Annotated in this window: 11 protein-coding genes; 8 read left to right on the top strand and 3 right to left on the bottom strand. The window is 57.6% G+C overall.

From position 1 onward, the window contains the following. Positions 1 to 17: 17 nt before the first annotated feature. Complete coding sequence (locus tag A8710_RS05380) at positions 18 to 980, bottom strand: LysR family transcriptional regulator (protein ID WP_068858467.1); 963 nt, start codon at positions 978 to 980, stop codon at positions 18 to 20. Positions 981 to 1,069: 89 nt separating this feature from the next. Here A8710_RS05380 and A8710_RS05375 point away from each other — a divergent pair, with 89 nt between their 5' ends. The 6 genes from A8710_RS05375 to A8710_RS05350 all read left to right on the top strand — a co-directional run bounded on the left by A8710_RS05375 (position 1,070) and on the right by A8710_RS05350 (position 6,863). Then, on the top strand, positions 1,070 to 2,302 hold the full coding sequence (locus tag A8710_RS05375; RefSeq protein ID WP_068858466.1) for an acyl-CoA dehydrogenase family protein: 1,233 nt from the start codon (positions 1,070 to 1,072) through the stop codon (positions 2,300 to 2,302). Positions 2,303 to 2,398: 96 nt separating this feature from the next. After that, a complete protein-coding gene (locus tag A8710_RS12320; protein ID WP_068858465.1) occupies positions 2,399 to 3,220 on the top strand; it encodes an SDR family oxidoreductase in 822 nt (273 codons plus the stop codon). Positions 3,221 to 3,226: 6 nt separating this feature from the next. Beyond that, on the top strand, positions 3,227 to 4,315 hold the full coding sequence (locus tag A8710_RS12315; protein WP_068858464.1) for a phosphotransferase family protein: 1,089 nt from the start codon (positions 3,227 to 3,229) through the stop codon (positions 4,313 to 4,315). Between the two features lie 2 nt (positions 4,316 to 4,317). Beyond that, positions 4,318 to 5,010: a histidine phosphatase family protein gene (locus A8710_RS05360; protein ID WP_068858463.1), complete on the top strand. Its 693-nt coding sequence runs from the start codon at positions 4,318 to 4,320 to the stop codon at positions 5,008 to 5,010. Positions 5,011 to 5,035: 25 nt separating this feature from the next. Beyond that, a complete protein-coding gene (locus tag A8710_RS05355) occupies positions 5,036 to 5,785 on the top strand; it encodes an SDR family oxidoreductase (protein WP_068858462.1) in 750 nt (249 codons plus the stop codon). A gap of 1 nt (position 5,786) precedes the next feature. Then, a complete protein-coding gene (locus A8710_RS05350; RefSeq protein WP_068858461.1) occupies positions 5,787 to 6,863 on the top strand; it encodes an SMP-30/gluconolactonase/LRE family protein in 1,077 nt (358 codons plus the stop codon). A 332-nt stretch (positions 6,864 to 7,195) separates the two neighbouring features. Here the strand turns inward: A8710_RS05350 and uvrB are convergent, their stop codons facing one another. Further along, positions 7,196 to 9,226 (bottom strand): excinuclease ABC subunit UvrB, encoded by a 2,031-nt coding sequence (gene uvrB / locus A8710_RS05345; RefSeq protein ID WP_068858460.1) that lies wholly within the window; start codon positions 9,224 to 9,226, stop codon positions 7,196 to 7,198. Between the two features lie 98 nt (positions 9,227 to 9,324). On the opposite strand from uvrB, the gene A8710_RS05340 reads away from it, so the two are divergent. Together A8710_RS05340 and A8710_RS05335 are read left to right on the top strand one after the other, a co-directional pair. After that, positions 9,325 to 10,200: an MBL fold metallo-hydrolase gene (locus A8710_RS05340; protein ID WP_068858459.1), complete on the top strand. Its 876-nt coding sequence runs from the start codon at positions 9,325 to 9,327 to the stop codon at positions 10,198 to 10,200. 72 nt (positions 10,201 to 10,272) lie between these two features. After that, on the top strand, positions 10,273 to 11,457 hold the full coding sequence (locus A8710_RS05335; RefSeq protein WP_068858458.1) for a pyridoxal phosphate-dependent aminotransferase: 1,185 nt from the start codon (positions 10,273 to 10,275) through the stop codon (positions 11,455 to 11,457). 58 nt (positions 11,458 to 11,515) lie between these two features. Here A8710_RS05335 and A8710_RS05330 read toward each other — a convergent pair whose 3' ends face one another. After that, positions 11,516 to 12,529: a helix-turn-helix domain-containing protein gene (locus tag A8710_RS05330; protein ID WP_068860606.1), complete on the bottom strand. Its 1,014-nt coding sequence runs from the start codon at positions 12,527 to 12,529 to the stop codon at positions 11,516 to 11,518. Between the last annotated feature and the right edge of the window lie 46 nt (positions 12,530 to 12,575).

Below are 12,575 nucleotides of genomic sequence, written 5' to 3'. Positions count from 1 at the left end.
GCCGTCCCATCGCGCGGTCATAACGCCCTTGGCGGTGTCATGACCGCAAGAACCTGCTTACGCAGCCAGTGATTTGCAGGGTCTGCCTCCCGCTGACGATGCCAATACAGGTGTAGCTCCATTTTGGGCAGTTCAACCGGCAAAGTCAGAATGGCATTCTTCACCGAGGCATGAATAGCCTCAGCCTGACGCCTAGGCAGAGTCAGCAACAAGTCCGAGGCAGCGACAACCCGGCAGGCCGCCTCGTAGTGCTGACAACGCATGACCACCTGCCGCTCTAAGCCTAATTTCGCCAGCCCCAGATCTTCAACCGCTCGCCCTGTTCGCCGCGAAGACACCGTCACATGCTGTGCCGCCAAATACGATTGGATATCCAGCGGGCGTGCCGCGTTCGCTGAGGCGCTACTGACCACCACAAATTCATCCTGCAATAGCAGGGTATGACAGAGGTCGGCGGATACTGGTTGCGCAATATCAATAGCGCAATCGAGACGACCCGCGGCAAGGTCGGCACGCAGGCTGGCGCGATCCAGTCGCACACTGGCGATGCGTAGGGTCGGTACAAGAGCGCGCAATTTCCACACCAACAACGGCAGGATGCTAGGCTCCAGCTCATCGTTCATCGCCAAGGTGATCTGACTGATATCCCGTGCCGGCTCGAAGACTTGGCTGCGATGTACCGCTTGACGTAACAGCGCCAGCGCTCCCTGGATATCTGGCCAGAGTCGATCGGCCAGCGGTGTTGGCAACACGCCCTGCCCTTCGCGCACAAACAAGGGATCCCCTAGCTGCGTACGCAAACGCCCAATGGCATGACTGACCGCAGACTGACTCAGGCACAAAATCGCGGCCGCTCTCGTAAGGTTGCGTTCGCGATAAATGGTGTCGAAGACACGGAACAAATTGAGATCGAGTCGACCGATATCGGGACGACCCCTGTCTGCGCGTTCTGGCCAGTCCATATTATTAATTTGATTCATGACCCGCCATGAGAAATCATCATTTCCTGCATCGTATGCCAGGCTCTAGGATCGGTCACTGGTTATTTCCTCAATTCAGGATTTTCATTATGCATTTCGAACTCAGCGAGCGCGGCCAAGACTATGTATCCCGTGTGAAAGCGTTTATGCGCGAGCACATCGAGCCCGTCGAACCCGCATTTTGGGCCGAGGTGCATGCCAGCAACCCCGATGGCGACTGGCGCACGTGGAAGCATCCAGCGATGCTGGAGGAGCTCAAGCGCAAAGCCAAGGCACAAGGCCTGTGGAATCTGTGGATGCCCAGCGAGGAGCTGGGTGCCGGCCTATCCATTGCCGAATATGCACACATCGCGGAGCAGACCGGGCGCAGCCTGCTTGCCCCGACGGTTTTCAACTGCAACGCCCCCGACACCGGCAACATGGAAGTGCTCTGGCGCTATGGCACAGAGGCACAGAAAGCTCATTGGCTGATGCCACTGCTGGCTGGCGAAATCCGCTCCGTCTTCTGCATGACTGAACCCGATGTCGCCTCCTCGGATGCGACGAATATGCAAGCCACCGCCATCATCGAGGGCGATGAAATCGTGCTCAATGGCCGTAAGTGGTGGTCCAGCGGTATTGGCGATCCCGACTGCAAAATCGCCATCTTCATGGCGCATACGCCGGATGCGGAGAAGGGTCGTCACAGCCAACACTCCATGGTGCTGGTGCCGCTGGACACGCCGGGCATAGAAATCCAGCGCATGCTGCCAGTGTTCGGCGATTACGATGCGCCGCACGGCCACGGCGAGGTGCTGTTTACCAATGTGCGCGTGCCGGTGAGCAACTTCATCGGTGGGCCGGGTCAGGGCTTTTCGATTGCCCAAGGCCGCCTAGGCCCAGGCCGCATTCATCACTGCATGCGCTGCATCGGGGCTGCCGAAAAGGCGCTAGAGCTGATGATTGATCGTGGTATTTCGCGCACCGCTTTTGGCAAACCACTGGTCAATCTCGGCGGCAATCGCGAGCGCATTGCCGAAGCCCGCATCGCCATCGATCAAGCGCGCTTGCTCACACTCTATGCCGCTTGGAAGATGGATGCCGTGGGGACTTTTGCCGCCATGACCGAAATTTCCGCGATCAAGGTGGTGGCGCCCAATGTGCTGCAGCAGGTGGTGGACATGGCGATACAAATTCACGGCGGCGCAGGCGTCTCTCGGGATACCCCGCTAACGGCCTTCTTTGCGCAGGCGCGCAGCTTGCGTTTGGCGGATGGCCCGGATGAAGTTCACAAAGGCGTGATTGCCAAAATTGAGCTGGCTAAGCGCGGCTTCAGCAAATAAGCTCGCTCATGAAGTTATGACTGCAGGGTCACAAGCTGTGTACTTGTTGTCATCACGCTTTTTCTTCCGAAAATAATGAATAGAAGCACCCTCGACATGACTCAGCAAAACCGCGTTTTTATTACCGGCGGGGCCAGTGGCCTTGGCCGTGCCCTCGCCTTGCGCTATGCCCGTGATGGCTGGCGCGTGTGCATCGCCGATCTCAATGACGAGCGCGGCAACAACACGCGTACGGAGCTCGCCACCGCAGGCGCAGCTGAGGCGCTTTATCGCCATGCCGATGTTACTTGCGAGGCCGATTTACAGGCGATTGCCGATGAGCTGGCGCAGGCTTGGGGTGGGCTGGACGTGCTGATCAATAACGCGGGCGTCGCGCAGGCTGGCGCTATCGATACCGTTTCCCTGAGTGATTGGGAATGGATTCTGAACATTAACCTGCTGGGCGTGGTACGCGGCTGCAAAGTATTCACCCCGATTTTTAAGCAACAAGGCAGCGGCCATATCGTCAATATTGCTTCCATGGCCGGCTTACTCGATGTGCCGCGCATGGCCTCATACAACGTGTCGAAAGCTGCCGTGGTGGCACTCACCACCACCCTAGAACAAGAACTCATGGCCGACGGCATTCATGTCAGTGTGGTCTGCCCCTCGTTCTTTCAAACCAATCTCGGCGAGACCATGCGCGCCACTGATCCGGGCTTGATCAAAATGATGAGTAAGCTCCTCGCCAGCGGCAAACTCAGTGCCGAACAAGTCGCCGATGCCATCGTAGCTGGGGTCGCCAAAAAGCAGGTGCATATCCTGCCCCACGTCGCGGGTGAACGCCTGTGGCTGGCTAAGCGCTACCTACCTCACGCTCTGTACAGCCGCATGTTCCAAAAGAGCATGAAGGGCATGAAACCGCGTAGCGAGAGGTAACCCGAGATGGCCTTGATTGATGTGGGCGGCACTGTCCGCCACGGTGAAGAACTGGACGTAGAAAAAGTCGACACCTGGCTGCGTGCCCTATTACCGCAGCTATCACCGGGGTTACCCGAGGTAACGCAATACAGCGGTGGCGCATCGAACTGGACCTACCGTTTGAAGTACGCCAGCCATGACCTCATTTTGCGCCGCCCGCCGGCGGGAACGAAAGCCAAATCAGCGCACGACATGGTGCGCGAATACACCGTGCAAGATGCATTAAAGCCGGTGTACCCGGTGGTGTCAGACATGATTGGCCTGTGCACGGACCCGTCGGTGATCGGTTGCGACTTCTATGTCATGCGCCGCATCGAAGGCATTATTCCGCGCGCCAATCTGCCGAAAGAACTGACTTTAAGCGAGGCAGAAGTACGTCAACTCTGCACCAACACGCTGGACCAGCTGATTGCTCTGCATCAGGTCGATGTGCGCGCGGCAGGTTTAGAGCGGCTGGGTAAGGGCAGCGGCTTCTGCAAGCGCCAGGTCGATGGCTGGAGCGATCGCTACGAGAAGGCGCAGACCTGGAATGTGCCGCGCTACACCGACATCCGCGCCTGGCTGAAGCAGCATACGCCGGAAGATTCGGCGACCTGCGTGGTGCACAACGACTGGCGCTTCGACAATGTGGTGCTGGATGCCAATGAGCCGTCAGGCGTGATTGGCGTGCTGGACTGGGAAATGGCCACGCTCGGCGACCCGTTGATGGAGCTGGGCAATGTGCTGGCCTACTGGATTCAAGCCGACGACAACCGCATTCTGCGTCAAACACGTCGCCAACCAACCCACCTGAAAGGCATGCTGACGCGCAACGAAGTGGTGGCTTATTACCAAGAGAAAACCGGTGTAAGCATTCAGCACTGGGCGTATTACGAGGTCTTTGGCCTGTTCCGCGTCGCGGCCATTTTGCAGCAAATTTACTACCGCTATCACCACAAGCAGACCGACAATCCCGCCTTTAAGAACTTCTGGATCATCAACTGGGCCATCTGGCGTCGTTGCCGGCAAGTCATTGCCGCAGACCAACGTGCTGCCAAACAAGGAGCCCACTGATCATGGCCGCCATTACCCTGATTCGTCACGGCCAAGCTTCTTTTGGCAAAGCAGACTATGACCAGCTGTCGGAGCTAGGCTACGAACAGGCACGCCACCTCGGCACGGTGCTGCGTGAACGTGAAGAACCCGTGGATACCGTCTTTATTGGTGCCATGAAGCGCCATCGGCAAACGGCGGAGGCGTGCTTGGAAGCGGCGGGCGTAGACCTGCCTTTGCAGGTACTGCCAGGCTTCAATGAGTTTAATCACGAACAAGTCATCGAGCGCTACGAACCACGCTACCGTGACCGCGACTGGCTGGTAGCCGAGATGGCGAAACACGCTAACCCCGGCGAGCTGTTCGGCCAGATGTTCCGGCAAGCCATTGCGCGTTGGGTCGGCGGAACTCACGACACTGATTACGACGAATCTTGGCAACACTTCCAACAGCGTTCCCGTGCAGCATTGGACGAAGCGCTGAGCGCCCTGCCTAAGCGTGGTCGCGCACTGGTGTTTACCTCTGGCGGCTGTATCTCGGTGATCAGCCAAGGCCTGCTTGGCCTCAATGATGACGCCACGTTCCGCGTCAATCTAACGCTCGCCAATGCCGGCCTCAGCCGCATAAGCCAGGGCAGCTCGCAGCGCAACTTAATCAGCCTCAATGAACACAGCCATTTCAGTGGCCGCCATCGCGACCTACTGACTTACCGCTAATTTCCTGCCTACGGATGCTGAAACAATGAAACGTAAAACCATCTTAATTACTGGCGCCAGTTCAGGCATTGGCGCTGGCATGGCCCGCGAATTTGCTGCCCAAGGTCACGATCTCGCCTTATGCGCACGACGCACTGAACGCCTAGAAGCCCTTCGCGTTGAACTGCAAAGCGCCCATGGCGTTCGCGTCTCCGTCCGCGCCTTAGATGTTACCGACTACGCTCAAGTCTTCGAGGTCTTCGAGGCCTTTGCAGCTGAGTTTGGGTCTCTGGATCGCGTGATTGTGAATGCCGGTATTGGTAATGGGAGACGAATCGGCAAAGGCAACTTCGAGATAAATAGGCAAACCGCAGAAACCAACTTCGTGGCGGCGCTTGCTCAATGTGAGGCCGCCGTCGGCATCTTCCGCCGGCAAAATGCGGGGCATTTGGTCACCGTGTCCTCCATGAGCGCCAAACGCGGATTACCTAAGCACCTCACGACGTATGCCGCCTCTAAAGCGGGACTGGCTTTACTCAGCGAAGGTATTCGAGCCGAATTGCTTAACACTCCGATAAAAGTCACCACCCTATTTCCGGGTTATATTCGAACGGAATTAAATGAAGGCGCTGGTAAGCTCCCCTTCGAGGTCAGTGCTGAAGTGGGCGCTCGCGCGCTGGTCAAAGCCATTAATCGTGAACCGGCCAGCGCCTGCGTGCCGAAGTACCCTTGGACACTGATTGGCTTTTTTATGCAACATTTACCGCTACCTTGGGTGGCAAAACTAGGGGGCTAATTTGAAAAAGCGTTACTGGGCTGGACTCACCCTAGCTGTTGTCGCCGGTTATTTGTTGTTTGCACCAACCCCTATCGAACCTGTGAGCTGGATGCCTCCGCCTGCACCCTCACTGAGCGAAGGTGAGTTCAAAGAAAACAATCGTCTGGCAGGCATTGAACGTATTGGCAGCAACCTTGAACTCTACGGCCCCGAAGCGATTCTGGCAGACGAACACGAACATATCCTCACGGGTCTGCAAGACGGCCGGATTGTGCGCGTCAGTCCCGATGGGAAATCGCTACAAACGCTAGTGAATACCGGCGGTAGGCCTTTAGGTCTAGCGTGGCATCCTGATGGCCGACTCATTATTGCTGACGGTATTAAGGGCCTCATGGCGCTGAATATGGCGAACAGTGAGTTGAAATTACTCACAACCGAGTCGGACGGCGTACCCTTTGGTTTTGCTGATGATGTCGATATTTCGGCCGATGGCCAGTATGCCTATTTCAGTGATGCCTCCATTCGTTGGCATTACGGTCAAGATGGCGAAGCCGTGATGGAGCATCGGGGTGATGGTCGCTTAATGGTCTACGACTTTCACAGCGGTGAGACGAAAACCTTAGTTGCTGGTCTAGAGTTTGCTAACGGTGTCGCTCTCGGGCCAAACGAAGATTACGTCCTGGTCACCGAAACAGGAGCCTACCGCATTACCCGACTGTGGCTTAAAGGCCCCAAGGCGGGCCGCCAAGATATCTTCCGTGACAATCTGCCAGGCCTTCCCGACAACATCACCTTTAATGATCAAGATCGCTTCTGGCTCGCCATTTTCACTCCAAGGAACTACTTCCTAGACGCATTTGCCGATAATCCGTTTATGCGTAAGGTCTTTGCGCGGGCGCTACGCGTCATCCCTAAGCTCGTAGAGCATCGCGCCATGGCTTTGGGTTTAAATACGGGTGGCGGCATTGTGGCTAATCTGCAAGACAGTGGGAAAGGCAACTATTCCCCCATCACTAGCGTCCGACAAGTGGGCGATACGCTTTACTTTGGCTCATTGAATGAACGGAGTATCGGGAAAATCAAACTAAACCCTTGATTTCCACAAGTACAAACCCTGAAACAGGCCTCGTCAGAGGCCTTTTTTATGCCGACGAATGGGCCCACGAAGTTATCCCCAATTCCTGTGGATAACTTCGTGGACAAGTAATTGGATAAGCGGCTAATTCCGCCAGACAAGCGGCTTTCGATCGTTCGCTGCTTTTTTATTCAATTAATTTTTACATTCAAAAACAACAACTTATATTATTTGCTCGGTTTTTGGGCGTCGCTCGCACCCATTCGTTCAAAATGCACACGATTGATTTCTTCATGTGCACAAAAATCGGGCGCGCAAGGGTTGACAGGTCCCTCTCAACCGAAAAATAGGGTTTATTCGAGCTTGATCAGCATTTTGCGCAGCTCCAGCATCTGATCACGCAAACGGCTGGCTTCCTCAAATTCCAAGTTTCGCGCCTTCTCCATCATGGACTTTTCTAACAAGACAATTTCTTGAGCCATCGCCTTCGGATCCATCGCCACCGGCTTGCTGCCTGGCCGCACACTGCTGCGTTTATTACCCCGGCTTGGGCTCCCGCCCCCGTTAGCTGCCGACGCCCCAGCATAGGTCTCCAAAATATCGCTGACCGAACGCGCCACGCCCACGGGGGTGATGCCCTGCGCCAAGTTAAAGGCAATCTGCTTGGCTCGGCGACGCTCCGTCTCACCAATGGCACGCTGCATGGAGCCGGTCATGCGGTCGGCATAGAGAATGGCCTTGCCGTTGAGATGGCGAGCCGCACGGCCGATGGTCTGGATCAGCGAGCGTTCGGAGCGCAGGAAACCCTCCTTGTCGGCATCGAGAATCGCCACCAGCGACACCTCGGGCATGTCCAGCCCCTCGCGCAGCAGGTTGATGCCGACCAGCACATCGAACACGCCGAGGCGCAGGTCGCGGATGATCTCGACGCGCTCCACGGTGTTGATGTCCGAATGCAGATAGCGCACTTTCACGCCGTGCTCGCTCAGGTACTCACTGAGATCCTCGGCCATGCGCTTGGTCAGCGTCGTCACTAGCACGCGCTCCTCGACAGCCACGCGCGCTTTGATTTGCGATAAAAGATCATCCACCTGTGTGGCAGCCGGCCGAACTTCCAACTCGGGGTCCACCAGACCGGTCGGGCGCACCAGCTGCTCGACTACAGCCTGCGCCTTCTCAGCCTCGTAATTACCCGGCGTGGCCGAGACAAAGATGGTCTGCGGCGAAATGCGCTCGAACTCCTCGAACTTCATTGGCCGGTTGTCCATAGCGGACGGCAGACGGAAACCATAATTGACCAGGTTTTCCTTGCGCGAGCGGTCGCCGTTGTACATGCCGCCGATCTGCGGGATGGTCACGTGCGACTCGTCCACCAGCAGCAAGGCATCCGCCGGCACATAGTCAAACAGCGTCGGGGGCGGTGAGTCCGGCGGACGACCGGACAAATAGCGCGAGTAGTTTTCAATGCCCTGGCAATAGCCGAGCTGCTGCAGCATCTCCAGATCGAATTTGGTGCGCTGATCGAGGCGCTGAGCTTCCAGAAGCTTATCGTTGGCACGGAACCACTCCAGACGCTCCTTCAGATCTACCTGAATCTGCTCGATGGCACCCTGAATACGATCTTGCGGCGTCACATAGTGTGTTTTCGGGTAGATGGTGACGCGCGCCACGCGTTTACGGACCTCGCCGGTGAGTGGGTCAAACCAATAAATTGATTCGACTTCCTCATCGAACAGCTCGATACGCACCGCATCCATTTCCGACTCCGCCGGATAGACATCAATCACATCGCCGCGCACCCGGTAATGGCCGCGATAGAACTCGATGTCGTTGCGCGTGTACTGCAACTCGGCCAGCCGCCGCAGCAGGCCGCGCTGGTCGATGCGGTCGCCGCGCGCCACATGCAGCAGCATCTTCATATAGGCCTCGGGGTCGCCGAGACCATAGATCGCCGATACCGTGGCGACGATGATGGCATCGCGCCGCTCCAGCAGCGCCCGCGTGGCTGAAAGACGCATCTGCTCGATATGCTCATTGATGGCGGCGTCCTTCTCGATGAAGGTGTCCGACGACGGCACATAGGCTTCCGGCTGGTAGTAGTCGTAGTAGCTGACAAAATACTCGACGGCATTGTTCGGGAAGAATTCCTTGAACTCGCCGTAGAGCTGCGCTGCCAGCGTCTTGTTCGGGGCCATAATGATGGCCGGACGGCCGAGCCGGGCAATGACATTGGCCATGGTGAAGGTCTTGCCCGAGCCGGTCACGCCCAGCAGCGTCTGATGGCTGAGGCCGTCTTCCACCCCCTGCACCAGTGCCTCGATGGCCGTTGGCTGGTCGCCGGCGGGCTGATATTTCGATACGACCTGAAACTGACCTTCACTCATTGCGTATGCTCGGTTAAAAAGCCATCAAACAGTAACCGGCAAGTGTAACCTTAAGCGACTGCACAAGTCGGCCTGCACGACATAACGAGGACACTGCAATGAAGCGATGGACCCACTGGCTGGGCGTGAAAAGCCCCGATGCCAACACCTATGTACTGAGCGCACCGGCCCGCGAAGGCGATCTCTGCATCCAGTACCTCGGTACGGCCGGCTTTGTCATCAGTCAGGATGGCCACCATGTGGTGCTCGACCCCTATGTCACGCGCCCCGACCTGAGTACCTCGCTGATGCAGCCGCTGGTGCCGAATGCGCCGCTGATCCAGCGCCTGATCCCGCACGCCAACGACGTGCTCATCGGCCACGCGCATCACGACCATATTCTCGACGGCCCCGATCTCTGCAAGCAGACCGGTGCCCGCCTGATCGGCTCGTCATCGACGATGCAGGTTGGCATCGCCGCCGGCCTGCCGCCGGAGCAGCTGGTCAGCACCGAAGGCCGCGAGGACATCGCCTCCGGGGATTGGACCGTGCGCGGCTTCCCGTCGCGACATGGCAAGATCTTCGGGCGCATCCCCTTCCCCGGCGACCTCACCGCGCCGCCACCGTGGCCGGCACGCATGCACCAGCTCCGCCACGGCCTGGTGCTGAACTGGCTGGTCGATACCGGCAAGCTCAAGGTCATGCACATCGACTCTGCCGATTTCATCGACGAAGAACTGCAGGGCCATGCCTGCGACATTGTTTGCCTGTGCGCCATTGGCCGACAGTCGCGACCGAACTATGTGCGCGATGTGGTCAGGCTCCTGAAACCGCGCTGGATCATCCCCTGCCACTGGGACACCATGATCACGCCAATCGAGGCCGAACCCGACCTGCTGCCAGGCGTGGACTTGCCTGGCTTCATCGCGGAAATCCAGGCCGCCGGAGCCATACCCTTGTTGACACCGATTCTCGGCCATCAGCGGTTTTCGTAAGAGCGGTGTTCCGGTATGATTCGCCGGTTTTTGCCCCCAGCCTGACCGTGCCCGGCGCACGAGGAGTCATCCGTGGATATTCAGCTCTCGCAACGCGTTCTCAGCATCAAGCCTTCGCCAACCTTGGCCGTGACCAAAAAGGCCGCGGAACTGAAAGCCGCCGGTAAAGATATTATTGGCCTTGGCGCTGGCGAGCCTGACTTTGACACGCCAGAGCACGTAAAAGCTGCTGCCGTTGCCGCCATCGGCAAGGGCTTCACCAAGTACACCGCCGTCGACGGCACCCCGGGCCTGAAGCAGGCCATCATCGCCAAGTTCAAGCGCGATCAGGGCCTCGACTACGCGGCCAACCAGATTCTCGTGTCCTGCGGCGGCAAGCAGAGCTTCTTCAACCTGTCGCTGGCGCTGCTCAACAAGGGCGATGAAGTCATCATCCCGGCCCCGTTCTGGGTCTCCTACCCGGACATGGTGATCATTGCCGACGGCACCCCGGTGATCGTCGAGTGCCCGCAGTCGCAGGGCTACAAGATCACTGCCGCCCAGCTCGACGCCGCGATCACGCCGAAGACGCGTCTGCTGGTGCTGAACTCGCCGTCGAACCCGACCGGCATGGTCTACAGCAAGGCCGAGCTGCTGGCGCTGGTCGAGGTGCTGCGCAAGCACCCGCACGTCATGATCGCCACCGATGACATGTACGAGCACATCATCTGGACCGCCGAGAAGTACGAGAACATCGTCACCGTGGCGCCGGATCTCTACGACCGCACCATCGTGCTCAACGGCGTGTCCAAGGCCTATGCCATGACCGGCTGGCGCATCGGCTACTGTGCCGGCCCGCAGAAGCTCATCGCTGCCATGACCAATGTGCAGTCGCAGTCGACCTCGAACCCGACCTCGATCTCGCAGGTCGCTGCCGAAGCCGCGCTGAACGGCCCGCAGGACGTGCTGGTGCCCATGGTCAAGGCGTTCAAGGAGCGTCATGACTATGTGGTGGCCACGCTGAACACCATTGAAGGCGTGTCCTGCTCGCCGGCCGATGGCGCGTTCTATGCGTTTGCCAATGTCGAGGGTGCGATTGCCAAGCTGGGCCTGAAGAACGATCTGGAGTTCTCCGAATACCTGCTCAACACTGTCGGCGTTGCCGTGGTGCCGGGTTCGGCCTTTGGTCTGGATGGCCATATGCGCATCTCGTATGCGACCGCGCCGAAAGTACTGGAGGATGCGCTGGGGCGTATTCGCAAGGCGATTGAGGGCTGAGGCTCTCAGCGCGTTGAGATAAAAAGGGCCGCTACCGTAGCGGCCTTTTTTATAGCAATTACAGCCTGCGAAATGCGCCGGGCGAATGCCCCGTCCATCGCTTAAAGGCGTGAGAGAAATTGGATAAATCGCTATAACCCAAGGTCGTGGCGATACATTCCAATGACAATGTCGCGTCCATGAGCATGAGCCGAGCGCGATGATTCAAAATTTCTTCCTGCAACGTACTGAAACTCGTATTCAACTCGGCTAAACGTCGCTTAAACGTGCTCACTGACACATTCAGCGTCGCCGCCACAGACTCCATGCGCAGTTGAGCTGAACCCGCTTCCAAAATACGCCTCACCCGGCTGATTAAATCATCGGGCTGACTCCGGGCATCCAACAATGACTGCAGCTGCGCCACTGCGTTGTCATACACCATGGGGTCAGAAAACCGGCAGACAGCATCGAGGGTGGCACGAGGCAGGCGGATATAAAACACCGGGGCATTAAATCGCAGACGCCCCGACTGGCATTCAGCATGATTTGCGAGCAGCGCCGGTGCGGGGCCCGGAATGTTAATCGTGAGATCGAGCGTTTCACTCGACAACAAACTGAGCAAGTGCGTCAGTGCCGACGCACAATAAAAAAGTGGAATCTGATCTAGCACGGAATCGCCGGAGGTTGCCAACAACATGACAAATACCGCTTCTTCACGCTCCAAAAAGTGTGCCTGCACCACATTAGAAATGAGCGGCAAAAAAGTCAGTAGACGCAGCACTTCACTGACCGAGCCGGCACTCACCAAGGGCAAGCTGAGCACACTGTAAGAGGTTAATCGAGCTTGCTCTCCCGCCAAATAACCAATACAGGCAGCTTGATCCGCATCCAGGGTGGGATAGGCCTCGCGAAACCAACGAATCGGCAATTGCGCGCCTGGGCTCAACAGGTTCGCAAGAATGATGCCTTCGCGCTCAATAATGGCCCGAAACGTTGCCACGGCGTCGGCATCCAGAGCATCTGACTCCAAGATTTGGGCAAAAACATGCGCCGGCATGCTCGGCTCTAGGTCTAAAACCGGAAAACGCATTTGAGCTAATCTCACAAAAAATCGAGCTGAGCGAACATAGTGCATG

This window comes from Perlucidibaca aquatica, assembly GCF_001676655.1.
GTDB lineage: Bacteria > Pseudomonadota > Gammaproteobacteria > Pseudomonadales > Moraxellaceae > Perlucidibaca > Perlucidibaca aquatica.
Note: the sequence above shows the minus strand (reverse complement) of the source record. Positions and strands in the feature narration are given on the sequence as shown.

Bases quoted from the DNA above. Each gene is read 5' to 3' on its own strand.
- A8710_RS05360 (WP_068858463.1), top strand. From the start codon at position 4,318: ATGGCCGCCATTACCCTGATTCGTCACGGCCAAGCTTCTTTTGGCAAA.
- A8710_RS05355 (WP_068858462.1), top strand. From the start codon at position 5,036: ATGAAACGTAAAACCATCTTAATTACTGGCGCCAGTTCAGGCATTGGC.
- A8710_RS12320 (WP_068858465.1), top strand. From the start codon at position 2,399: ATGACTCAGCAAAACCGCGTTTTTATTACCGGCGGGGCCAGTGGCCTT.
- A8710_RS05380 (WP_068858467.1), bottom strand. From the start codon at position 980: ATGAATCAAATTAATAATATGGACTGGCCAGAACGCGCAGACAGGGGT.
- uvrB (WP_068858460.1), bottom strand. From the start codon at position 9,226: ATGAGTGAAGGTCAGTTTCAGGTCGTATCGAAATATCAGCCCGCCGGC.
- A8710_RS05340 (WP_068858459.1), top strand. From the start codon at position 9,325: ATGAAGCGATGGACCCACTGGCTGGGCGTGAAAAGCCCCGATGCCAAC.
- A8710_RS05330 (WP_068860606.1), bottom strand. From the start codon at position 12,529: ATGCGTTTTCCGGTTTTAGACCTAGAGCCGAGCATGCCGGCGCATGTT.
- A8710_RS12315 (WP_068858464.1), top strand. From the start codon at position 3,227: ATGGCCTTGATTGATGTGGGCGGCACTGTCCGCCACGGTGAAGAACTG.
- A8710_RS05375 (WP_068858466.1), top strand. From the start codon at position 1,070: ATGCATTTCGAACTCAGCGAGCGCGGCCAAGACTATGTATCCCGTGTG.